18 protein-coding genes and 1 riboswitch are annotated in these 21,290 nt (G+C 70.6%); of the genes, 13 read left to right on the forward strand and 5 right to left on the reverse strand.

All coding sequences use genetic code 11. The annotated features are described in order from the left end of the window. The first annotated feature begins 156 nt into the window (after positions 1-156). Positions 157-1,077: a 1-aminocyclopropane-1-carboxylate deaminase/D-cysteine desulfhydrase gene (locus tag AQJ11_RS44505; protein ID WP_059267328.1), complete on the forward strand. Its 921-nt coding sequence runs from the start codon at positions 157-159 to the stop codon at positions 1,075-1,077. On the opposite strand, the gene AQJ11_RS44510 is transcribed toward AQJ11_RS44505, so the two are convergent. Continuing rightward, positions 1,074-2,657, reverse strand: a complete 1,584-nt coding sequence (locus tag AQJ11_RS44510) for a Na+/H+ antiporter (RefSeq protein WP_058081865.1) — start codon at positions 2,655-2,657, stop codon at positions 1,074-1,076. The two genes, AQJ11_RS44505 and AQJ11_RS44510, sit on opposite strands and share 4 nt — an antisense overlap. A gap of 61 nt (positions 2,658-2,718) precedes the next feature. On the opposite strand from AQJ11_RS44510, the gene AQJ11_RS44515 reads away from it, so the two are divergent. From AQJ11_RS44515 to AQJ11_RS44525, 3 genes are all read left to right on the forward strand, one after another. Beyond that, complete coding sequence (locus AQJ11_RS44515; protein WP_014674916.1) at positions 2,719-2,979, forward strand: UBP-type zinc finger domain-containing protein; 261 nt, start codon at positions 2,719-2,721, stop codon at positions 2,977-2,979. A 376-nt stretch (positions 2,980-3,355) separates the two neighbouring features. Next, complete coding sequence (locus AQJ11_RS44520) at positions 3,356-3,772, forward strand: ATP-binding protein (RefSeq protein WP_014674915.1); 417 nt, start codon at positions 3,356-3,358, stop codon at positions 3,770-3,772. Positions 3,773-3,789: 17 nt separating this feature from the next. Continuing rightward, the gene (locus AQJ11_RS44525; protein ID WP_175252267.1) at positions 3,790-4,899 is read left to right on the forward strand and encodes an RNA polymerase sigma factor SigF; all 1,110 of its coding nucleotides are present in this window, start codon (positions 3,790-3,792) and stop codon (positions 4,897-4,899) included. A gap of 74 nt (positions 4,900-4,973) precedes the next feature. Here AQJ11_RS44525 and AQJ11_RS44530 read toward each other — a convergent pair whose 3' ends face one another. Next, positions 4,974-5,444: a hypothetical protein gene (locus tag AQJ11_RS44530; protein ID WP_058081864.1), complete on the reverse strand. Its 471-nt coding sequence runs from the start codon at positions 5,442-5,444 to the stop codon at positions 4,974-4,976. Between the two features lie 136 nt (positions 5,445-5,580). Between AQJ11_RS44530 and AQJ11_RS44535 the strand changes: the two genes are divergently transcribed. After that, positions 5,581-6,549 (forward strand): diacylglycerol/lipid kinase family protein, encoded by a 969-nt coding sequence (locus tag AQJ11_RS44535; protein WP_041665493.1) that lies wholly within the window; start codon positions 5,581-5,583, stop codon positions 6,547-6,549. Positions 6,550-6,870: 321 nt separating this feature from the next. Next, positions 6,871-7,128 (forward strand): WhiB family transcriptional regulator, encoded by a 258-nt coding sequence (locus AQJ11_RS44540; RefSeq protein ID WP_003992873.1) that lies wholly within the window; start codon positions 6,871-6,873, stop codon positions 7,126-7,128. 277 nt (positions 7,129-7,405) lie between these two features. On the opposite strand, the gene AQJ11_RS44545 is transcribed toward AQJ11_RS44540, so the two are convergent. Together AQJ11_RS44545 and AQJ11_RS44550 are read right to left on the reverse strand one after the other, a co-directional pair. After that, positions 7,406-8,881, reverse strand: a complete 1,476-nt coding sequence (locus tag AQJ11_RS44545) for a sensor histidine kinase (RefSeq protein WP_030657195.1) — start codon at positions 8,879-8,881, stop codon at positions 7,406-7,408. 324 nt (positions 8,882-9,205) lie between these two features. Next, positions 9,206-9,835: a TetR/AcrR family transcriptional regulator gene (locus AQJ11_RS44550; RefSeq protein WP_059267329.1), complete on the reverse strand. Its 630-nt coding sequence runs from the start codon at positions 9,833-9,835 to the stop codon at positions 9,206-9,208. A gap of 94 nt (positions 9,836-9,929) precedes the next feature. On the opposite strand from AQJ11_RS44550, the gene AQJ11_RS44555 reads away from it, so the two are divergent. The 5 genes from AQJ11_RS44555 (at position 9,930) to mctP (ending at position 14,735) form a co-directional block, all read left to right on the forward strand. Beyond that, positions 9,930-10,682, forward strand: coding sequence for an SDR family oxidoreductase (locus AQJ11_RS44555; protein ID WP_059267330.1), 753 nt, complete (start codon positions 9,930-9,932; stop codon positions 10,680-10,682). 267 nt (positions 10,683-10,949) lie between these two features. After that, complete coding sequence (nagB, locus tag AQJ11_RS44560; protein ID WP_014674908.1) at positions 10,950-11,735, forward strand: glucosamine-6-phosphate deaminase; 786 nt, start codon at positions 10,950-10,952, stop codon at positions 11,733-11,735. A gap of 211 nt (positions 11,736-11,946) precedes the next feature. After that, complete coding sequence (locus tag AQJ11_RS44565) at positions 11,947-12,708, forward strand: GntR family transcriptional regulator (protein ID WP_014674907.1); 762 nt, start codon at positions 11,947-11,949, stop codon at positions 12,706-12,708. A gap of 138 nt (positions 12,709-12,846) precedes the next feature. After that, positions 12,847-13,110 carry a DUF3311 domain-containing protein gene (locus AQJ11_RS44570; RefSeq protein ID WP_175252266.1) on the forward strand — a complete coding sequence of 88 codons (264 nt, stop codon included), beginning with the start codon at positions 12,847-12,849 and terminating at the stop codon, positions 13,108-13,110. Further along, positions 13,107-14,735, forward strand: coding sequence for a monocarboxylate uptake permease MctP (mctP, locus tag AQJ11_RS44575; protein ID WP_014674905.1), 1,629 nt, complete (start codon positions 13,107-13,109; stop codon positions 14,733-14,735). The genes AQJ11_RS44570 and mctP overlap by 4 nt, the downstream gene beginning before the upstream one ends. Positions 14,736-14,755: 20 nt before the next feature. Here mctP and AQJ11_RS44580 read toward each other — a convergent pair whose 3' ends face one another. After that, positions 14,756-18,379, reverse strand: coding sequence for an NACHT domain-containing protein (locus tag AQJ11_RS44580; protein ID WP_059267331.1), 3,624 nt, complete (start codon positions 18,377-18,379; stop codon positions 14,756-14,758). Between the two features lie 157 nt (positions 18,380-18,536). Here AQJ11_RS44580 and AQJ11_RS44585 point away from each other — a divergent pair, with 157 nt between their 5' ends. Both AQJ11_RS44585 and AQJ11_RS44590 read left to right on the forward strand, forming a co-directional pair. Next, entirely contained in the window at positions 18,537-19,043 is a 507-nt protein-coding gene (locus tag AQJ11_RS44585) for a GNAT family N-acetyltransferase (RefSeq protein ID WP_059267332.1), read from the forward strand. Positions 19,044-19,089: 46 nt separating this feature from the next. Beyond that, positions 19,090-19,219: riboswitch (cobalamin riboswitch) on the forward strand. A 123-nt stretch (positions 19,220-19,342) separates the two neighbouring features. Continuing rightward, on the forward strand, positions 19,343-21,290 hold a 1,948-nt coding region (locus tag AQJ11_RS44590), incomplete at its 3' end, for a ribonucleoside-diphosphate reductase subunit alpha (RefSeq protein ID WP_059267333.1).

Here is a 21,290-nt window from a genome sequence, read left to right on the forward strand (position 1 = left end):
AACTAGCCGGTGGGGTGAGATGTCCTCGGGCCGCCGGTCCGCCGTGGCCGGTCGCGCGGTTCCGCCCGCCCTCTTCGGACCGCCCAGCGACACCCCGCCGGCACCGGCGAGCGGCCCCGCCCCCGTCCAACGCCCGTGCCGGGCGACAATGAGGCCGTGTCCAGCCCCGACCCGCTCAGCCCCCGCCTCCCCTCGCCCCTGCACGAGGTGCGGGACGGCCGGTTCGAGCGCCGCGGGCTCCGGCTGCTGCTCAAGCGGGACGACCTCATCCACCCGCAGCTGATCGGCAACAAGTGGCGCAAGCTGGTGCCCAACATCGCGGCGGCCGAGGGCCGCGCCCTGGTCACCTTCGGCGGGGCCTACTCCAACCACCTGCGGGCCACCGCCGCCGCGGGCCGCCTGCTGGGCCTGCCGACCACGGGCGTGGTCCGCGGCCAGGAACTGGCCGACCGCCCCCTCAACCCGTCCCTGGCCCGGTGCGCGGCCGACGGCATGCGGCTGCACTTCGTCGACAGATCGACATATCGCCGCAAGACCGATCCGGAGACCCTGGCCGGGATCCTGCGCGCGGCCGGCGCACAGGACGCGTACGTCGTCCCCGAGGGCGGCAGCAACGCCGAGGCGGTACGCGGCTGCCGTGCCCTCGGCACGGAACTGCGCGGCCTGGCCGACGTCGTCGCGGTCGCCTGCGGCACCGGCGGCACCCTCGCCGGCCTCGCCGCCGGGCTCTCGGCCGGCCAGCGCGCGCTCGGCGTACCGGTCCTGAAAGGCGGGTTCCTGGAGGCCGACGTAGAGGCGCTGCAAGAACGTGCCTTCGGTGCCCGCAGCGGCACCTGGTCCCTGGACGACCGTTTCCACTGCGGTGGTTACGCCCGTACGACACCGGAACTGGAGGCGTTCGCACAGGACTTCGAGCAGCTCCACGGGCTGCCCGTGGAGCGCCTGTATGTCGCCAAGTTGCTGTTCGGGCTGGTCGCCCTGGCGGAAGGGAACGCCTTCGCGCGCGGGACGGCGATCGCCGCCGTCGTCACGGGACGGCCGTTCCCGGAACCCGCGGCAGCCGCCCCGGAGCGCTAACCGGCTTCCCGGTAGGCCGCCGCCTCCTCCAGGTCCAGGCGTCTGAGCAGGGCGCGCAGCATCTCGTCGTCGATGTAGCGCAGGTCGCGGAGCTTGACGAAGACCTCGCGCTCGGCGCCGATCATCTCGCGGGACAGCCGCCGGTAGGTGTCGTCGACGGACTCGCCGGTGATCGGGTTGACCTGCCCGAGCCGTTCCCAGACGGCGTTGCGGCGGCGCTCCAGGACCATGCGGAGCCGGTCGGCGAGGGGCTGCGGCAGGGCGTTGCGCTCGTCGGCGAGGAGTTCGTCGAGCCGGGCCTCGGCGGCCCGGGATGCCTGGGCCTGGGCGTTGGCCTCGGCGAGCGTCTCGGCCTGCCGGTCGCGGCCGGGGAACTTCAGCAGCCGGATCAGCGGCGGCAGCGTCACGCCCTGCACCACGAGGGTGCCGATGACGGTGGTGAAGGTCAGGAAGAGGATCAGGTTGCGCGGACCGGCGGGCATGGTCGGCGGGATGGCGAAGGCGATGGCCAGGGAGACGACGCCCCGCATGCCGGCCCATGAGGTGACCATCGCGCCCCGCCAGGTGGGGTCCGGTTCGCGCTCCTTGACGCGGGTCGACAGGATCCGGGGCAGGAAGGTGGCCGGGTAGACCCAGACGAACCGGGCCACCACCACGACCAGGAAGACGGCGACCGCGTACCAGGCGGCGGAGGTGCCCTCGTACTCCCCGAGCCGCTTCAGGACGATCGGCAGTTGCAGGCCGATCAGGGCGAACACCGCGGACTCCAGCACGAAGGCGACCATCTTCCACACCGCGCCCTCCTGGAGGCGGGTGGCGAAGTCGACCTCCCACGCGCGGTGGCCGAGGTAGAGGGCGACGACCACGACCGCGAGCACCCCGGAGGCGTGCGCCTGCTCGGCGACCCCGTAGGCGACGAACGGGATGAGCAGGGAGAGCGTGTTCTGCAGGAGGGGCTCGGTCAGGTGTGTGCGCAGCCAGTGCAGGGGCGCCATGAGGACGAGACCGATCCCGACCCCGCCGACCGCGGCGAGCGCGAACTCGCGGATGCCGCCTCCCCAGGTGGCCCCCTCCCCGATGGCGGCGCCGAGCGCCACCTTGTACGCGGTGATCGCCGTGGCGTCGTTCAGCAGGGACTCGCCCTGGAGGATGGTGGTGATCCGGGACGGCAGGCCCACCCTGCGCGCGACCGCCGTCGCGGCGACCGCGTCCGGCGGTGCGACCACCGCGCCCAGCACCAGCGCCGCGGGCAGCGGCAGCCCGGGGATGATCAGGTAGGCGGCCCAGCCGACGACCACGGTCGCGAAGAGCACGTATCCCACCGAGAGCAGCGCCACCGGCCGCATCTGTGCCCGCAGGTCGAGGTAGGAGCTGTCGCTGGCAGAGGTGTACAGCAGCGGGGGCAGCAGCAGCGGCAGGACGATGTGCGGATCGAGGGTGTAGGACGGCACACCGGGGATGTACGAGACCGCCAGTCCGACCGCGACCAGCAGCAGGGGCGCCGGCGCCGGGGTACGCCGGGCCGCCGCGGCCACCGCCGCACTGCCCGCCACCAGCAACAGCAGTGGCATCACGTCCATGGTTTTCGCCCACCCTCGTCTTTCGCGCGGCAACCCGCACAACCGTCGTAATCTGGCAATCATGAAACAGTGCACGCATGCCGCCGCGCTGCCGCACCCCGAACCGGAGCCGCTCGACGAGACCTGCCCGGAGTGCCTGCGGGACGGTACGAACCCGGTCCAGCTGCGGCTGTGCCTCACCTGCGGCCACATCGGCTGCTGCGACTCCTCGCCGGGACGGCACGCGACGGAGCACCACGCGCAGTCCGGTCATCCGGTGATGCGGACCTTCGAGCCGGGCGAGGACTGGCGGTGGTGCTTCGTGGACCACGTGCTCGTCTGAGCCCGTCCCGGCCGTTCCGGGCGTGCCGCGAACACCGTCCCGGACCGCCCTTCGACCGCGTCTGCGACAGCGTTCTCCGCGAGAGCGTCCCGTCCGACCGGGTTCTCGTGTGACACTGCATGCGGCGGCTGCCGCACGACGGTTCGAGCGTCTGACGTCTGGGTACGTCAACCCGGCGCGCGCTCTTCCCATTTGGGCCCGCAAACCCTCTAGACACGGAGCGTATCCACAGCTTTACTGTGAGTGACGCCAGGGGGTTGGGGTCCCGGGGACAGAAACGTTCGGAGCGCGATAGCGTCACCGCTTGAACCACTCGCGCGTTACCCCGGGGGGCGACCCTCGGCCCCGTAAAGCTTGTACCACCATGGAGGTGAGGGTGTCCCAGATCGCAGGCGAGCCCGCGGCGAACCAGGACTTCGTGGAAGTCCGGCTGCCGGCTGCGGGTGCCTACCTGTCGGTGCTGCGGACGGCCACGGCCGGTCTCGCGGCCCGCTTGGACTTCACCCTGGACGAGATCGAGGACCTGCGCATCGCCGTGGACGAGGCCTGCGCGATCCTGCTCCAGCAAGCCGTGCCCGGCTCGGTGCTCAGCTGTGTCTTCCAGCTCGTCGACGACTCACTGGAAGTCACGGTGTCGGCGCCGACCACGGACGGCCACGCCCCCTCGCGGGACACCTTCGCCTGGACCGTGCTGTCGGCCCTCGCGGGCAAGGTCTCGTCCGCCGTGGACGAGGACAAGACGGTGTCGATCAGCCTCTACAAACAGCGTGGCGCCGGCCCCGGGCCGGCGTGAGGAACGGGGACGGGCCGGTGCGGGACGAAGAGCGCGGCACACGGGAGCTGCCGACCGGGGGCGGGGGTGCCTCCTGGTCGGGCGATGCCGAGACCTCCGGGGCAGGCCCCCGGGACGGTTCCCGGCGCATGGCGGACGGCATCGACGGCATCCCCGAGCAGGCCAGACCGCACCCGGAGGACGACTCCGCGCGGGTCGGCGGTGACGATGCCACGGGCACGCCACCGAAGGCACGCGGCGGCGCCGGACCCACCGTCCGCGCGGGGGCCAGGGCTCGGGGAAGGGCTACGGGCGGGACGATGAGCGAGCACGAGCGGTACGCCGAGGACGACGCGCTGGGCAAGGAGGCCGTGCAGGCCGTTCAGCACGACGCCCAGGACCGCAGCGGGGCGCGGGCGATGTTCGTCGAGCTGCGCACGCTGCCGCAGGGCAGCACGGAGTACGCGGAGCTGCGCAACCAGCTGGTCCGTATGCACCTGCCGCTCGTGGAGCACCTGGCACGCCGGTTCCGCAACCGCGGCGAGCCGCTGGACGACCTCACCCAGGTCGCCACGATCGGTCTCATCAAGTCCGTCGACCGGTTCGACCCCGAGCGTGGCGTGGAGTTCTCCACCTACGCCACACCGACCGTCGTCGGCGAGATCAAGCGGCACTTCCGCGACAAGGGCTGGGCGGTCCGCGTGCCGCGCCGGCTCCAGGAACTGCGGCTCGCGCTGACCACCGCGACGGCCGAGCTGTCCCAGCTGCACGGCCGGTCCCCGACGGTCCACGAGCTGGCCGAGAAGCTCGCCATCTCCGAGGAGGAGGTCCTGGAGGGCCTGGAGTCCGCGAACGCGTACTCCACGCTGTCCCTGGACGTCCCCGACACGGACGACGAGTCACCGGCGGTCGCCGACACCCTGGGCGCCGAGGACGAGGCGCTGGAGGGCGTGGAGTACCGCGAGTCCCTCAAGCCGCTGCTGGAGGACCTGCCGCCGCGCGAGAAGCGGATCCTGCTGCTGCGCTTCTTCGGCAACATGACCCAGTCGCAGATCGCGCAGGAGGTCGGCATCTCGCAGATGCACGTCTCCCGGCTGCTGGCCCGCACCCTGGCCCAGCTCCGCGAGAAGCTCCTCGTGGAGGAGTGAGCGAGGAGAGGAGTGGGCGGGGAGTGAGCCCTGCTCGGCGAGGTCCTGTCAGAAGAGGTCCCGCCCGGTGAGCCCTACTCGCCCCGGCCCGGTCCCTTGATCCCGAGGGCCCGGGTCGTCTCGCCGTTGACCAGGAGCACCAGGGCCACCACGGCGACCAGCCCGAGCACGATACCGGCCGGAATGGCCATGCTGTCGGCCCGGAGCAGGTTGTAGGCCACGGGAAGGGCCATGAGCTGGGTGATCAGCGCGGGCCCCCGGCTCCAGCCGCGCCGCAGCAGCAGACCGCGCGCGGCGAGCAGCGGCAGCAGCGCGAGGACGACCAGGGTGATCCCCAGGGTCACGGCCTGCTGCCGGTCGTCCGGGTCACCGGTGAGCCCGAGGACGAGCACCCACAGGCCGCCGGCGACCAGCGCCGCGCCCTCCAGCGCGGCCAGCGCCGCCGCGTACGTCAGCCGGCGCGGGCGCGGCCCGGCGGCCGGGTCGGCTGCGTCGGCCGTGACGGCCTCGGCGGTGTGCGGGGCGGGATTCTGCTGACTGCTCACCTCAGCAGGGTAGCCCTCCCCCACAGGCGTGCTGCCGCGCCCCGCGCCCCCGAGTGTCCAGGCTCACGCCCCGCTCTCTTACCGGATCCCTAACTCGGTCTGGGCCGAGTACCACCCAGTAGGTACGCTGCCATGCATGCGTGCACTTCTCGTGGTCAATCCGGCGGCAACCACCACAAGCGCACGCAGACGTGACGTACTGATCCATGCGCTGGCGAGCGAGATGAAGCTGGAGGCCGTCACCACCGAGTACCGCGGCCACGCCCGCGACCTCGGCCGGCAGGCGGCGGAGAGCGACGACATCGACCTGGTGGTGGCGCTCGGCGGTGACGGCACGGTCAACGAGGTCGTCAACGGCCTCCTGCACGCCGGTCCCGCCCCGGACCGCCTCCCCGGTCTCGCCGTCGTCCCCGGCGGCTCCACGAACGTCTTCGCCCGCGCGCTGGGCCTGCCCAACGACCCCGTCGAGGCCACCGGAGCGCTGCTGGACGCGCTGCGCGACGGCACCGAGCGGGTCGTCGGCCTCGGCCTGACCTCGGGTACGCCGGGCACCGAGGACGAGGCGGTGCCGGCCCGCTGGTTCACCTTCAACGCCGGGCTCGGCTTCGACGCGGGCGTGGTGGGCCGGGTCGAGCAGCAGCGCGAGCGCGGCAAGAAGTCGACGCACGCGCTGTACGTCCGGCAGGTGGTCCGGCAGTTCCTCGGCGAGCCGAACCGCCGGCACGGCACGATCACGCTCGAACAGCCCGGCGAGGACCCGATCGAGGATCTGGTCGTCGCCATAGTCTCGAACACGTCCCCGTGGACGTATCTCGGCAATCGCCCGATGTACACGTCACCTAAGGCCTCGTTCGATACGGGCATCGACGTGCTCGGCCTCAGCCGTCTGTCCACGGCCGCGGTTGCCCGGTATGGCACCCAGTTGCTCACTTCGTCCCCCGAGCGGGGACCGCATGGAAGGCACGCCGTCTCACTGCACGACCTGGACCAGTTCACCTTGCATTCGAAGGTGCCCCTCCCCCTTCAGATGGACGGTGACCATCTCGGGCTGCGTACGAGCGTGACGTTCACAGGCGTACGCCGTGCACTGCGTGTGATTGTGTGAGCGGAACGGGCGAAAGTCCTTTCACTCGAACGTTTAGGCCAGGGTCCACCCCATGGAAGTACGGCTGTGACCTAGTCGACACCGAGGAATCAAAAAAAATCTTCGGGAAGGGGTTGTATCCGCCGCTGAGGTTTGCGAGTCTCTACGTGGCGATCGGGACGGCCCGCAACATCGGCCTCCACTGATCACCAGAACCCCTCTTCAAACACAGGACCACGCCGGGTGAAGACTCGGCGGTCGGCCCTTCACTTGTTGAGGGATTCGTGAAAGCGTTCACATTCACAAGCAACCTGCACGTAATACCAAGGAGAGGTAGCAGCCATGGACTGGCGTCACAACGCCGTTTGCCGCGAGGAAGACCCCGAGCTCTTCTTCCCCATCGGCAACACCGGTCCTGCGCTGCTGCAGATCGAGGAAGCCAAGGCCGTCTGCCGTCGCTGCCCGGTGATCGAGCAGTGTCTGCAGTGGGCGCTTGAGTCCGGCCAGGACTCCGGCGTCTGGGGTGGTCTCAGCGAGGACGAGCGCCGCGCCATGAAGCGCCGCGCCGCTCGCAACCGGGCTCGTCAGGCCTCCGCCTGACATACCCACCCCTTCTGACAGCCTGAGCTTGGCGGCGCGCACAGCACGTACGCATCTCCCGCCCCCGAGCCGCAGCGCGCAGTTCCCCCGATGCGCTTAGCGATACAAGCAGAGCAGCAACGAGCATCAGCCTCGGACCACACCACGGTCCGGGGCTTTTTGCTGCGCCGACTCCCCCGGCGCCCGTCTCCCCTGCGCCCGCCCTCGGCGCACACTCCCCCGGTGCGCGTCTCTGGCCCGGTGCGCATCCCTCACCTGGCGCGCCGGGCCCGCCCGCTCACTTCTGCGCCCGCACCGGGATGTCGAGGATCACCCGCGTCCCGCGCTCCGGTGCCGGGACCATGTCGAACGAGCCGCCCAACTCACCCTCTACCAGCGTCCGTACGATCTGCAAGCCGAGGTTGCCCGAGCGGTGCGGGTCGAAGCCCTCGGGCAGTCCGACCCCGTCGTCCTGGACGGTGACCAGCAGCCGGGCCTCCTTGGTGGTGCCGCCACGCACCGCCGAGACCTCGACCGTGCCGGTGTCGCCCTCACGGAAGCCGTGCTCCAGGGCGTTCTGAAGAACCTCGGTGAGGACCATGGACAGCGGGGTGGCGACCTCGGCGTCGAGTATGCCGAACCGTCCGCTGCGCCGGCCGGTCACCTTGCCCGGCGAGATCTCGGCGACCATCGCCAGCACCCGGTCGGCGATGTCGTCGAACTCCACCCGCTCGTCCAGGTTCTGAGACAGCGTCTCATGGACGATCGCGATGGAGCCGACCCGGCGGACCGCCTCCTCCAGGGCCTCCCGGCCTCGTTCGGACTCGATGCGCCGGGCCTGGAGCCGGAGCAGGGCGGCGACCGTCTGGAGGTTGTTCTTCACCCGGTGGTGGATCTCCCGGATGGTGGCGTCCTTGGTGATCAACTCGCGTTCGCGGCGTCGCAGTTCGGTGACGTCCCGGAGCAGCACCAGCGAACCGATGCGCGTGCCCTTGGGTTTGAGCGGGATGGCCCGGAACTGGATGACCCCGTCGTGGGCCTCGATCTCGAACTCGCGCGGCGCCCAGCCGCTGGCCACCTTGGCCAGTGCCTCGTCCACCGGCCCCCGGGTCGGGGCGAGCTCGGCGGTGGTCTGTCCGAGGTGGTGGCCGACGAGGTCGGCGGCGAGGCCGAGCCGGTGGTAGGCGGACAGGGCGTTCGGGGAGGCGTACTGGACTATGCCGTCCGCGTCGAGCCGGATCAGGCCGTCGCCGACGCGTGGGGAGGCGTCCATGTCGACCTGCTGGTCCGGGAAGGGGAAGGCGCCGGCCGCGATCATCTGCGCGAGGTCGGAGGCACTCTGGAGGTAGGTCAGCTCCAGGCGGCTCGGGGTGCGCACGGTGAGCAGGTTGGTGTTCCGGGCGATCACGCCGAGGACGCGGCCCTCACGCCGTACGGGGATGGACTCGACCCGCACGGGGACCTCTTCGCGCCACTCCGGGTCGCCCTCGCGCACGATCCGGCCCTCGTCCAGGGCCGCGTCCAGCATGGGCCGCCGGCCGCGCGGCACCAGGTGGCCGACCATGTCGTCCTGGTAGGAGGTCGGGCCGGTGTTGGGGCGCATCTGGGCGACCGAGACGTACCGGGTGCCGTCCCGGGTGGGGACCCACAGCACCAGGTCGGCGAAGGAGAGGTCGGAGAGCAGCTGCCACTCCGAGACCAGCAGGTGGAGCCACTCCAGGTCGGAGTCGTCGAGGGCGGTGTGCTGGCGTACGAGTTCGTTCATGGAGGGCACGTCTGCGAGCGTACCGGGGCCTCGCGGATGGCCGAAAAAACACCCGCGGGCCGCGGCGCCTGGAAGGGACCCTCAACCCTCCCGGCACCGCAGCCCGGAGCATCATCGGCCGTGGGGTGTGCGGTCCCGGTCGGCCGAAGGCCGAGGAGCCGGGGCAGTCAGGGCAGAGAGCGCCGGTTCCTCGATCCGCCTTCCTGTGCGGGGAGGGCGGAAGCGTGTTGTTCTCGATTGTGGACTAGACCACGACGGCGTGTCCATGGTGCGGAGGCGTCCGCGCCTCCGGGGGCACCGGCACGCGATGCCACGCAGCCTAGCCCGAGCGGGTCAGCCGTGGGGCCAGATGGCCATGGCAATTTCCGCGAGTGCTTCCAGTTCCTCCCGGCGTGCGCCGTCGCGGGCCTGCTGGGACATGCCCTGGATCATCGCGCCGGTGTGCCGGGCGAGGGCGGCGGCGTCGGTGCCGGCCGGCAGCAGCCCGGCCGCGATGTCCGCCCGGATCCGGTCCTCGACGGCGGCGATGGCGGCGTTGCGCCTGTCCCGCAGCAGCGTCTCCACCTCGGGGCTGGTGCAGTTGGTGGCCGCGTGGACGATCAGACAGCCGTGCGGGTGGGCGGGGTCGGTGTACTCCGCCGCGGCCTCGCGGAGCATGCGGGCGACGCCCGCCCGGGCCGTGGGCTCCTCGGCGAGGGCGCGGTCGGTGAAGGCGCCGTGCGAGCCGGCGTAGACCCGGACGACCTCGTCGAAGAGGGTCCGCTTGTCACCGAAGGCCGCGTACAGACTGGGTGTGCCGATGCCCATGAGCCGGGTGAGGTCGGAGACCGAGGTGGCCTCGTACCCGCGCTCCCAGAAGGCCATCAGCGCCTTCTCCAGCGCGGTGGCCCGGTCGAAGGAACGCGGCCTGCCCCGCTTCCGGCCCGTGCCGTCCTGCGCCCGCGTGTCCTGATCCGTCGCCATGGGGCTCATTTTATAGCGTCCCCTAGAAAATTGTCGGCGGGCCGGTGTACGGTTTTTTTGTAGCGACCGCTAGACAAATCTGGAGGGGGCAGACATGGGCGTGCTCAAGGGCAGGACGGCGCTGGTCACGGGCGCGAGCCGGGGTATCGGCCGGGGGATCGCCGAACGGCTGGGACGCGACGGGGCGCGGGTGGCGGTGCACTACGGGCGCGACGAGACCGCCGCGAAGGAGACGGTCGCGGCCATCGAGGCGGCCGGCGGCTCGGCATTCACGCTCGGGGTGGAGCTGGGGACGCCCGGGGACGCCGAGCGGCTGTGGGCGGAGTTCGACCGGCACGCGGAGGGGCTGGACATCCTCGTCCACAACGCGGGCATCGGCACCGGCCGCCCGTTCACGGAGATCGACGAGGAGGAGTACGACCGGCTCTTCGCGGTGAACGTGAAGGCCCCGTTCTTCCTCACCCGGCTCGGGGCGGAGCGACTGCGGGACGGCGGGCGGGTGGTGGCCATATCGTCCGGCCTCTCCCGGACCGCCGCCATGCCCGACCTGATGGCGTACTCGATGACGAAGGCAGCCCTGGACGTCTTCACCCGGGACCTGTCCAAGGTGCTCGGCCCCCGCGGGATCACGGTGAACTCGGTGGCGCCCGGCATCGTGGACACCGATGTCAACGCCCTCTGGCTGCGCGCGAGCGACGAGGCGTGGCAGCGGGCGGCCGACTACTCGGCACTGGGCCGGGTGGGCACGCCGGCGGACATCGCCGACGCGGTGGCCTTCCTGGCCTCGGAGGACGGCCGCTGGGTGACCGGGCACTGGCTGGACGCGACGGGAGGCTCCCTCACCTGAGGACTATCGGGTCCCTCTCTCCCCGGCCCCCCCGACCCCTCTCCCCGGCCCCTCCGACCTCCCTCCCGGCCCTCTCCCCGGCCTCTCTTCCGGACCCCCCTCCGCCCCTCTCCCCGGCCTCTCTCCCGGTCTCCTCTCACCCCTCCCCCATCCCTTCCTCCCGCGCGTTCCTCCCGGTCTTCCCCGCGCTCCCGAACGCCGATACTGTTAGATTGGTCTAAACCACATAGAGACGCACAGAGCCCTCTTCAGAACGGCAGGCCCAGCGTGGAAGTTGTCATCGTTCCGGATGCCGCGGCGGGCGGCGAACTGATCGCCGAGGCCATGGCACAGCTGCTGCGACGCAAGCCCGACGCCCTGCTCGGCGTGGCCACCGGCTCCACCCCGCTGCCCGTCTACCAGGCGCTGACCGCCAAGGTGCGCTCCGGCGCCGTGGACGTCTCACGGGCGCGGATAGCCCAGCTCGACGAGTACGTGGGGCTGCCCGCCGACCACCCCGAGTCCTACCGCTCGGTGCTGCGCCGTGAGGTGCTGGAGCCGCTGGGCATGGGCATGGACGCGTTCATGGGGCCGGACGGCACGGCCGAGGACGTCCAGGCGGCGTGCGAGGCGTACGACCGCGCGCTCGCCGAGGCCGGCGGCGTGGATCTGCAACTGCTCGGCATCGGGACCGACGGGCACATCGGGTTCAACGAGCCGTGCTCCTCGCTCGCCTCGCGCACCCGGATCAAGACGCTGACCGAGCAGACCCGCGTCGACAACGCCCGCTTCTTCGACGGCGACATCGAGCAGGTCCCGCACCACGTCATCACCCAGGGCATCGGGACGATCCTGGAGGCCCGCCACCTGGTGCTGCTGGCGACCGGCGAGGGCAAGGCGGACGCGGTCGCCGCGACCGTCGAGGGCCCCGTCGCGGCCGTCTGCCCGGCCTCCGCGCTCCAGCTCCACCCGCACGCCACGGTGGTCGCCGACGAGGCCGCCGCGTCCAAGCTGAAGCTGGCCGACTACTTCCGGCACACCTACGCCAACAAGCCGGACTGGCAGGGGATCTGACCCGAAGCGCCCGACGGGAGGGCGCCCCGGCCCCGCGGGCTCGCGGGGCTCACCCTCCCGATGGACTAGACCAACAGCGGGCGCAACGGTATATAGAGGAGATCACGGAGCGTGCGGGTGGAGTGCTGACACAACAACCCGTGCCACGATGTGAGCCGTGGCCGATGGGGATGTCGGTCGCTTTCGGCATTCGGAGCCGGGAAGGCAGAGCATGAGCACCGACGTCAGCCGTGCGGAGAACGAGGCCGGCACCACCCGTACCGCGCGCGTGCCGAAGTACTACCGCTTGAAGAAGCACCTGCTCGACATGACGGAGACGCAGGCGCCGGGCACACCGGTCCCGCCCGAGCGCACGCTGGCCGCCGAGTTCGACACCTCCCGCACCACGGTCCGCCAGGCCCTTCAGGAACTGGTCGTGGAGGGGCGGCTCGAACGCATCCAGGGCAAGGGCACCTTCGTGGCCAAGCCCAAGGTCTCCCAGGCGCTGCAACTCACCTCCTACACGGAGGACATGCGCGCGCAGGGCCTGGAGCCGACCTCGCAGCTGCTGGACATCGGGTACGTCACCGCCGACGACCGGCTGGCCGAGCTGCTCGACATCACGGCCGGCGGGCGCGTGCTGCGCATCGAGCGGCTGCGCATGGCGAACGGCGAGCCGATGGCCATCGAGACCACCCACCTGTCGGCCAAGCGCTTCCCGGCCCTGAGGCGCTCGCTGGTGAAGTACACGTCCCTCTACACCGCGCTCGCCGAGGTCTACGACGTCCACCTCGCCGAGGCCGAGGAGACCATCGAGACCTCCCTGGCCACGCCGCGCGAGGCGGGGCTGCTCGGCACCGACGTGGGCCTGCCGATGCTGATGCTCTCCCGGCACTCGCTGGACCGCGAGGGCAAGCCGGTGGAGTGGGTGCGGTCGGTGTACCGCGGGGACCGGTACAAGTTCGTGGCCCGGCTCAAGCGGCCGGTGGAGTAGGCGCCGGCCGGCCGGTGCCCGGCACGTTCGCCGAATCGATATACCGATATGCGGACGAGGTCTTCCACTCTCGCGACAGAGTCACCTAGATTGCCTGCTCATTACACAGGTGATCAGCGAGGGGACGGAGCCCGTGGCATGTCGGAAACGCCTGAAGTGAGACCACCGGTGGTGACACCGGTCCGGGTGGTCATCGCCCTGTGTCTCGTCGCGCCCTTCGTGGCGATGCTGTGGGTCGGCTCGTACGCGAAGACGGATCCCGCGTTCATCGGGATCCCGTTCTTCTACTGGTACCAGATGCTCTGGGTGCTGATCTCCACGGCGCTCACCATGCTGGCGTACAAGCTGTGGCAGCGTGACCAGCGCTCCCGTGAGGACGCGAACGGGGGTGCGGTGAAGTGAAGGACGGTGTGAACGGCGTCGCGCTCGGCGTCTTCGTCTTCTTCTTCCTGGCCGTCACGGTCATGGGCTTCCTGGCCGCGCGCTGGCGCAGGGCCGAGAACGAGCACTCCCTGGACGAGTGGGGTCTGGGCGGCCGGTCCTTCGGCACCTGGATCACCTGGTTCCTGCTGGGCGGTGACCTGTACACGGCGTACACCTTCGTCGCCGTCCCCGCGGCGATCTACGCGGCGGGCGCGTCCGGGTTCTTCGCGGTGCCATACACGATCCTGGTGTACCCGCTGATCTTCACGTTCCTGCCGCGTCTGTGGTCGGTCTCGCACAAGCACGGCTACGTGACCACCTCGGACTTCGTGCGCGGCCGGTTCGGCTCGAAGGGCCTGTCGCTGGCGGTGGCGGTGACCGGCATCCTGGCGACGATGCCGTACATCGCGCTCCAGCTCGTCGGCATCCAGGCGGTGCTGGACGTGATGGGCGTCGGCGGCGGCGAGAACACCAACTGGTTCGTGAAGGACCTGCCGCTGCTCATCGCCTTCGGTGTGCTGGCCGCGTACACCTACTCCTCCGGCCTGCGTGCCCCCGCGCTGATCGCGTTCGTCAAGGACGCGCTGATCTACATCGTCATCGCGGTGGCGATCATCTACATACCGATCAAGCTGGGCGGGTTCGACGACATCTTCGCCAAGGCCGGCCAGGCGTTCAGCCAGGTGAATCCGGCCACCGGCAAGCCGCGCGGGGCGCTGGCGCCGGGCGAGGCGAGCCAGTGGACGTACGCCACGCTCGCGCTCGGATCCGCGCTGGCGCTGTTCATGTACCCGCACTCGATCACCGCGACCCTGTCGTCCAAGAGCCGTGAGGTGATCCGCCGCAACACCACCATCCTGCCGCTGTACTCCCTCATGCTCGGCCTGCTGGCCCTGCTCGGGTTCATGGCGATCGCGGCCGGGATCAAGGTCACCAACGGCCAGCTCGCCATCCCGCAGCTGTTCGAGGACATGTTCCCGGACTGGTTCGCGGGCGTGGCCTTCGCCGCCATCGGCATCGGTGCCCTCGTCCCCGCGGCGATCATGTCCATCGCGGCGGCGAACCTGTTCACCCGCAACATCTACAAGGACTTCATCAGGCCCGACGCGACACCGCAGCAGGAGACCAAGGTCTCCAAGCTGGTCTCGCTGCTGGTGAAGGTCGGCGCGCTGGTCTTCGTCCTCACCATGGACAAGACGGTCGCCATCAACTTCCAGCTCCTGGGCGGGATCTGGATCCTGCAGACCTTCCCGGCGCTGGTGGGCGGCCTGTTCACCCGCTGGTTCCACCGCTGGGCGCTGCTCGCCGGCTGGGCGGTCGGCATGATCTACGGCACCGCCGCGGCCTACGGCGTGGCCTCGCCGACGCAGAAGCACTTCGGCGGCTCCGCGAAAGAGATCCCCGGCATCGGGGAGATCGGCTACATCGGCCTCACCGCGTTCGTCCTGAACGTGGCGGTGACCGTGGTCCTCACCTTCGTCCTGAAGGCCGTCAAGGCCCCCGAGGGCCTGGACGAGACCCGGCCGGAGGACTACACCGCGGACGCCGGCGACCCCGGTGTCCAGGTGGAGCTTCCCCCGGCCACCGCGGGAAGCGCTCACTAGCCCACGCCTCGGCCGGGCGCTCAGTCGCGCGTGCGCCCGGCCATCGCGTCCCAGAAGCCGTCCAGTTCGCGGACCCGCATGCTCACCCAAGGGGGTGTCTTCCGGTGCACGGTCCTGGGCAGCTTCCGGCGTATCGGGCCGGGCAGAAGGACCTGCTGCTGACGGCAGAAGGGCTCGCGGATCTCGCCCCGGGGGACACCGCCCCGGGGCGGGTAGGGGCAGAGCTGGAACTTGCAGTCGGGCAGACAGGCGCTGCCCGGCGGGGGCGGGGCGGAGGTGCCGGGCCGCAGATCGGGCCGTAGCGGCTCGCGATTCGTGGCGATGCACGGCGGGAGCGGCATGCCGGGCCGCTCGGCGCGGAGCATGCGTTCCTCGACCTCGCCCGGATATCCGTCCCGCTCGATCAGGTTCAGCATGATCAGCACGTCGGCGACGAGGCGCTGGGCACGCCCGTCGAGGGTGCTCCAGCCGGCAGAGGGCGGGATCCACAGGTTGTGCTTGCGGTAGCCACGGTTGTTTCCGGTGCGCGAGCCCACGTTGTCGGTGACGGTCTTCTCGTCGATCCAGAGGAAGCGTTCGGGCCGCCCGGTCTCCAGTGCCATGGCCACCAGGTCGCCCGCCTCGGCGACGAACGGATGCAGGACCTGCCGGGGCGCGTCACCGTCGCCGCCGGGCCACCCGGGTGCGGCGTTCACCGTGCCCGCCATCGACAGCCAGCGCTGCACCGTCTGCACCGCGTTGCTCCCACCGATCACCCCGGACGGCTCGCAGGAACCGTCGGCGTCGTCCTCCCGCCACACCGCGCTGTCCGCGTCCTGCTCATGGCGGCCGACGCTGTCCGGGAGCTCCCACAGGCACAGCGCCTGAAGCAGCGTCACCTGGGTGTACCAGCAGCGTGACTGCTGAAGCACGGTCTCCGCCTGCCGGATCAGATCGGCCCGGCTGCCCGGGTACGAGTAGGGGTGGCGTTTGCGCCGGTTGGCCGCGAACTTGAAGCCCTGGGCCAGCGCGGCCTCCAAGGGGAGGGGCAGGTCGGGGGTGCCGTGGGTGTCTTTCGGATCGAGATGGCGCAGCCACTTGGTGAGACGGCCCCGGGCCTCCTCACGGTGGGCGTCGTCGACGGAGCCCAGGAGCATGGGGAGCATCCAGGCCCGCATCATGAACTCTCTGGACAGCTCGACACGGGCTTTGCGGTACTGCTGCTTGATCTCCTTCCGCTCCTCCTGGAGCCGATCGACCTCCGCCGACGACTCGTCCCGCGAGCAGGCACGGGAGGCCAGCGCCTTCCGCATCCTCTCCGTCCACTCCTGGTACTGCTCCCTCTTGCCGGCTCTCAGCTTGCCGACCGCCTTGTTGTACTCCCGGATGGGGTCGGTGTTCAGGCCGATCTTGTCCCGGATCACGGCGAACGCGTGGTTTCCGCCGCTGCCGAACTCCTGGGCGACCGCCAGGCGTACGGAGTGCGAGGGCTCCGCCGTGCCGATGCGGAAGAGGTGGTCGTAGAGCTGCATGGTGTCGGTCTTCTCCGAGGCCGCACGCAGTGCCGTGCCGAGCTGCTTGAGCAGTGTGAGCTTGGCGTCCTCGACGGTGCGGTGGTCGCCCTTGATGTCGGACCAGCGGCTGTGCACCCGCTCGACGATGTCGCACAGCAGCCGTGGCCGGCGTTCCACGCTGTCGACCTCCAGGGCCGCCGCGTACAGGTCGAGGGCCTTGGGATCGTCCGTACGGTGGTTCGCGGCCGTGAAGAGCCGCTCGGCCAGGGGGTGGCCGTACACGGGGGTGTGCCGTACCAGCTCGGCCCGGGCCTTCTGCCACTCCGCCCCGATACTGCCTCCCTTGGCCGACAGCTTCGCCGCCCGGTGACGGGAGAGCATCACCGCGGCGATGAGCAGCTCGCGGCTGGGGCCCGGCGGGCGCAGCGCCTGCTCGATCAGCTCGCCGGCGTCGCGCTCGTCGAGGTGCCGCAGCAGGCGGAAGCCTAGGTAGGCCTGGATGATGCTGTGGGGGAAGCGCACCCTCTTCTCGAAGCTCTCCACCAGCTGGAGCTTGTTCGCGTTGGCCGCCAGGTGGGCGAGCGCGGCATGGCACTGGCCCAAGTCGCCCTTGGTCAGACGCTCTTTGTGTGCCTGGCTCAGATGGTCGCGGAGCGTGTCCCAGATCCGCTCCCGGTGCCACTCCGCGAAGGCGTTCCCTCCTCGCTTGTCGCACTGCTGGAAACCGGGTCTCCTGGCCCACAGGTGCTCCGCCCGGGCCCACGTCCGCCGTGTCGGACCGGGGTGTACGTCGTCGTCCAGCAGCTCGGCGAAACCGACCTCCAGCTTGTCCTGGAGCAGTCCTATGCAGGCGAGCGCGGAGACCACCTCCAGCGTGTCGCGGCGCTCCTGCGGGTTCAGCTCGACGTCCCCGCGCAGCCGGCCCTCCTGCACGGCGAGATCCCATGTCTCCAGCAGCCACAGCCGCAGCGTGCTGCGGTCCCAGCTACGGGTGTCCAGCCGGTCCTTGTCGTTGCGCGGACGGTCACGTTCCAGGTCGCCGTGGTGGTGCAGTTCGCGGGCGATCTGGAGGTAGATGGGCGACTCCGTGACCTCCGCGGTCTCCACGATCCAGTCCACGCGGCGCTCGTCCGTCTCCGGCATCCGGGCCTCGACGAAGCACAACGCCTCCTCCTCGCTGAGCGGTTCCAGTTCCACGATCGCGGCGGGGGTGCTCTCCAGCGGACTGTGCGGCCGGGACGCGATGACGAGCGGCAGTTTCTCCGCGTGGGCGCGCTCGATGGCCCTGCGGATGATGTTGTCCCTGTCCTCCCGGAGGCGCTCGTCGAGGACCGCCTCTTCCAGGCCGTCGGCGAGGACGACCACCTTGTCGTCGGCGAGCAGTTGCTGCCAGACCCGGTCGTTCTTGGTGCGTGCCAGGATGCCGCAGGGGGCTTCCTCGGCGAACCGTGCCCTGGCCATGCGCTCGAAGTTCAGATCGGCGCCGGTGGCATCCCGCAGCCGGATCGGCACGGGAACGGCGTGCTGCCGGGCGAGCAGTTCGGTGAGCCGCACCAGGACGGCCGTCTTGCCGGTGCCCACACCGCCGACGAGCACGTACGGCCTGCGGGTCTCACGCTGCCGCAGCCGTTGGGCGATGACCCGGACGATCTCCTCGCGGCCCACGATCTCGGCGATGTCGGGGCCGGCGGTAGGCACCAGTTTGCGGGGATGCTTGCGCGCCTTCACGAGGTAGCGCCGCTTGGTCCACCAGTACCAGAAGAACAGGAAGAGGGCGGCGGCGATCGAAGCGGAGAGGACCGGACCGATGAAGCGGAGGAGGGTGTCGAAGCCCTGGTTGTCCTTGCGCCACGACTCGAACCCCGTCGTGTGGTGCGAGATCAGGATGTACACGCCCTCGCTGACCCACGCGAGGACGGCGAGGGCGGCAAGGGCCCAGACAACGCGGTTCACATTGGTGTACGAGACCCATCTGCGCCACTTCCGGGGGCGGGTGGTGTCGAGGCGGGCCTCCAGCCTGATGGTCAGATGGTGCCAGTGGGACAGGAAGAACCGTCTGACCCGGCGCCACGCCCGTCTCTCGTACAGCGTCGCCATCGGCGCGTTGGGTGGCCGCTCCTTGCCCGGTGGGTGACGGACGATTCTCGTCATCGTGCGTTCTCCTTCCGAGACCAGCTTTCGGCACGGAGGACCCCACAAAGCACCTACTTCCATGAAAACATGGGCATTCCGCCCCGCAACCCGGCAAGCGCCCCCCTCTCTGGACCCCCGGGGAGCCCCGCCGGGTCCCTCGGGCAGACTCGGTGCCATGGACTTCGTGATCCGGCCGGCCTCTCCCGGCGAGTACGACGACCTGGGCAAGATCACCGCCGAGGCCTACCTCGATGACGGCCTCCTCGCCTTCGACGAGAGCGACTGGTACCTCGGCGAGCTGAAGGACGTCGCCAAGCGGGCCGCCGCCGCGGACGTCCTCGCGGCCGTTCGCGACGGCGTCCTCCTCGGCGGGGTCACCTTCGCCCGCTCCGGCGGCCCCATGACCGACATCGCGGGCCCGGGAGAGGCGGAGATCCGGATGCTCGCGGTCGCCCCCGCGGCCCGGGGCCAGGGGGTCGGCGAGGCGCTGGTGCGGGCCTGCGTCGAACGCGCGCGGGCCACCGAGGGCTGCGTGCGCGTGGTCCTCTCCACCCAGCGGACCATGCACACCGCCCACCGCATCTACACCCGCCTCGGTTTCGCCCGCGCCCCCGAACGGGACTGGAATCCCCTCCCGGGCCGGGACGACATCACGCTCCTCGCGTACGAGTTGACCCTCTGAGGCCGGGCCGACACTACATCTGGGGGTGACATGGCAGCCCGGCACTAGATGTATGCTCGTCCTCGCTGTCGTCGCAGGGGAATCCGGTGCGAATCCGGAACTGTCCCGCAACGGTGTACTCGCGTGCCCCCGCACGCCTGTCGAGTCCGAAGACCTGCCGGCGGTGCACCCGGCCGTCCAGGCCCGGGTGGTTCTGACGTCCGGGCCTCGTGGAGTGGGCCGGTGGACGCGACGCCGTGCGCGCTCGTGGCTGCCCCTGCCTTCCGCCAGGCCCCGTGCCGAGCGAGGGAGAGCCCCACGTGACCATCGCGCCAGCCGACCCGGCTTCAGTCAGCGAACTGGAGACCGACGGTCCCGGTGCCGCGCTGCTGCGGACCCTGACCGAGCTGACCGCCGACCTGCCCGACGCCGACCCGGGGCGGGTCGCCGCCGCCGCGCTGCGCGGCCGGTCCGCTCGGGCCGACGAGGCGGAGCTGCGGGAGCTGGCCACGGAGGCCGCCGCCGGCCTGATCTCCGAGGACCCCGCGTACTCCAAGCTGGCCGCCCGGCTGCTGACCCTCGCCATCCGGGACGAGGCCGCCTCGCAGGGCGTGTCGACCTTCACCGAGTCCGTCGCGGTCGGCCACCGCGAGGGCCTGATCGCCGACCGCACCGCCGAGTTCGTACGGCTGCACGCCGAGCGCCTCGACGCGCTGGTCGACCGTACGGCCGACGACCGGTTCGGTTACTTCGGCCTGCGCACCCTGCACAGCCGCTACCTGCTGCGCCACCCGGTCACCCGCAAGGTCGTGGAGACGCCTCAGCATTTCCTGCTGCGGGTGGCGAGCGGTCTGGCGGAGGACGACACGAGCCGTTCCGTGGACGAGGTCGCGGCGCTGTACGGCCTGATGAGCCGCCTGGACTACCTGCCGTCCTCCCCCACCCTCTTCAACTCCGGTACACGGCACCCCCAGATGTCGTCCTGCTACCTGCTCGACTCGCCCCTGGACGAGTTGGACTCCATCTACGACCGCTACCACCAGGTGGCGAGGCTGTCGAAGCACGCCGGCGGCATCGGTCTGTCGTACTCGCGCATCCGCTCGCGCGGTTCGCTGATCAGGGGGACGAACGGGCACTCCAACGGGATCGTGCCGTTCCTGAAGACGCTGGACGCCTCCGTGGCAGCGGTGAACCAGGGCGGCCGGCGCAAGGGCGCGGCAGCGGTCTACCTGGAGACCTGGCACTCCGACATCGAGGAGTTCCTGGAGCTGCGGGACAACACCGGCGAGGACGCCCGCCGCACCCACAACCTCAACCTCGCGCACTGGATCCCGGACGAGTTCATGCGCCGGGTCAACGCCGACGAGCAGTGGTCGCTGTTCTCCCCCGCCGACGTGCCCGAGCTGGTCGACCTGTGGGGCGAGGACTTCGACGCCGCCTACCGCAAGGCCGAAGCGGCGGGCCTGGCGAAGAAGACCATCGCGGCCCGCGACCTGTACGGGCGGATGATGCGCACCCTGGCCCAGACCGGCAACGGCTGGATGACCTTCAAGGACGCCGCCAACCGCACCGCCAACCAGACCGCCGAACCCGGCAACGTCGTCCACTCCTCCAACCTGTGCACCGAGATCCTGGAGGTCACCAACGACGGCGAAACCGCCGTCTGCAACCTCGGCTCGGTCAACCTCGGCGCCTTCGTGGACGCGGCGAGCGGGGACATCGACTGGGAGCGGCTGGACCAGACGGTCCGCACCGCCGTGACCTTCCTGGACCGCGTGGTCGACATCAACTTCTACCCCACCCAACAGGCAGGCCGCTCCAACGCCAAATGGCGCCCGGTCGGCCTCGGAGCAATGGGCCTACAGGACGTCTTCTTCAAACTGCGTCTGCCCTTCGACTCGGCGGAGGCCAAGGCTCTGTCGACGCGGATCGCCGAGCGGATCATGCTCGCCGCCTACGAGACCTCCGCCGACCTCGCCGAACGCAACGGCCCCCTGCCCGCCTGGGACCAGACCCGCGCCGCCCGCGGCGTCCTCCACCCCGACCACTACGACGTCCAGTTCACCTGGCCCGAACGCTGGAACGCTCTCCGCGAGCGGATCGCGGAGACGGGTATGCGCAACGCGCTGCTCCTCGCGATCGCGCCGACGGCCACGATCGCGTCGATCGCGGGGGTGTACGAGTGCATCGAGCCCCAGGTCTCCAACCTCTTCAAACGCGAGACCCTCTCGGGCGAGTTCCTCCAGGTCAACTCCTACCTCGTACAGG

Source organism: Streptomyces corchorusii, from assembly GCF_001514055.1.
GTDB lineage: Bacteria > Actinomycetota > Actinomycetes > Streptomycetales > Streptomycetaceae > Streptomyces > Streptomyces olivaceoviridis.

What these genes read in the sequence shown, in the direction of transcription:
- AQJ11_RS44535 (WP_041665493.1), top strand. Translation starts at nt 5,581, where the DNA reads ATGCGTGCACTTCTCGTGGTCAATCCGGCGGCAACCACCACAAGCGCA.
- AQJ11_RS44515 (WP_014674916.1), top strand. Translation starts at nt 2,719, where the DNA reads ATGAAACAGTGCACGCATGCCGCCGCGCTGCCGCACCCCGAACCGGAG.
- AQJ11_RS44555 (WP_059267330.1), top strand. Translation starts at nt 9,930, where the DNA reads ATGGGCGTGCTCAAGGGCAGGACGGCGCTGGTCACGGGCGCGAGCCGG.
- AQJ11_RS44510 (WP_058081865.1), bottom strand. Translation starts at nt 2,657, where the DNA reads ATGGACGTGATGCCACTGCTGTTGCTGGTGGCGGGCAGTGCGGCGGTG.
- AQJ11_RS44540 (WP_003992873.1), top strand. Translation starts at nt 6,871, where the DNA reads ATGGACTGGCGTCACAACGCCGTTTGCCGCGAGGAAGACCCCGAGCTC.
- AQJ11_RS44580 (WP_059267331.1), bottom strand. Translation starts at nt 18,379, where the DNA reads ATGACGAGAATCGTCCGTCACCCACCGGGCAAGGAGCGGCCACCCAAC.
- AQJ11_RS44570 (WP_175252266.1), top strand. Translation starts at nt 12,847, where the DNA reads ATGTCGGAAACGCCTGAAGTGAGACCACCGGTGGTGACACCGGTCCGG.
- AQJ11_RS44550 (WP_059267329.1), bottom strand. Translation starts at nt 9,835, where the DNA reads ATGGCGACGGATCAGGACACGCGGGCGCAGGACGGCACGGGCCGGAAG.
- AQJ11_RS44585 (WP_059267332.1), top strand. Translation starts at nt 18,537, where the DNA reads ATGGACTTCGTGATCCGGCCGGCCTCTCCCGGCGAGTACGACGACCTG.
- AQJ11_RS44565 (WP_014674907.1), top strand. Translation starts at nt 11,947, where the DNA reads ATGAGCACCGACGTCAGCCGTGCGGAGAACGAGGCCGGCACCACCCGT.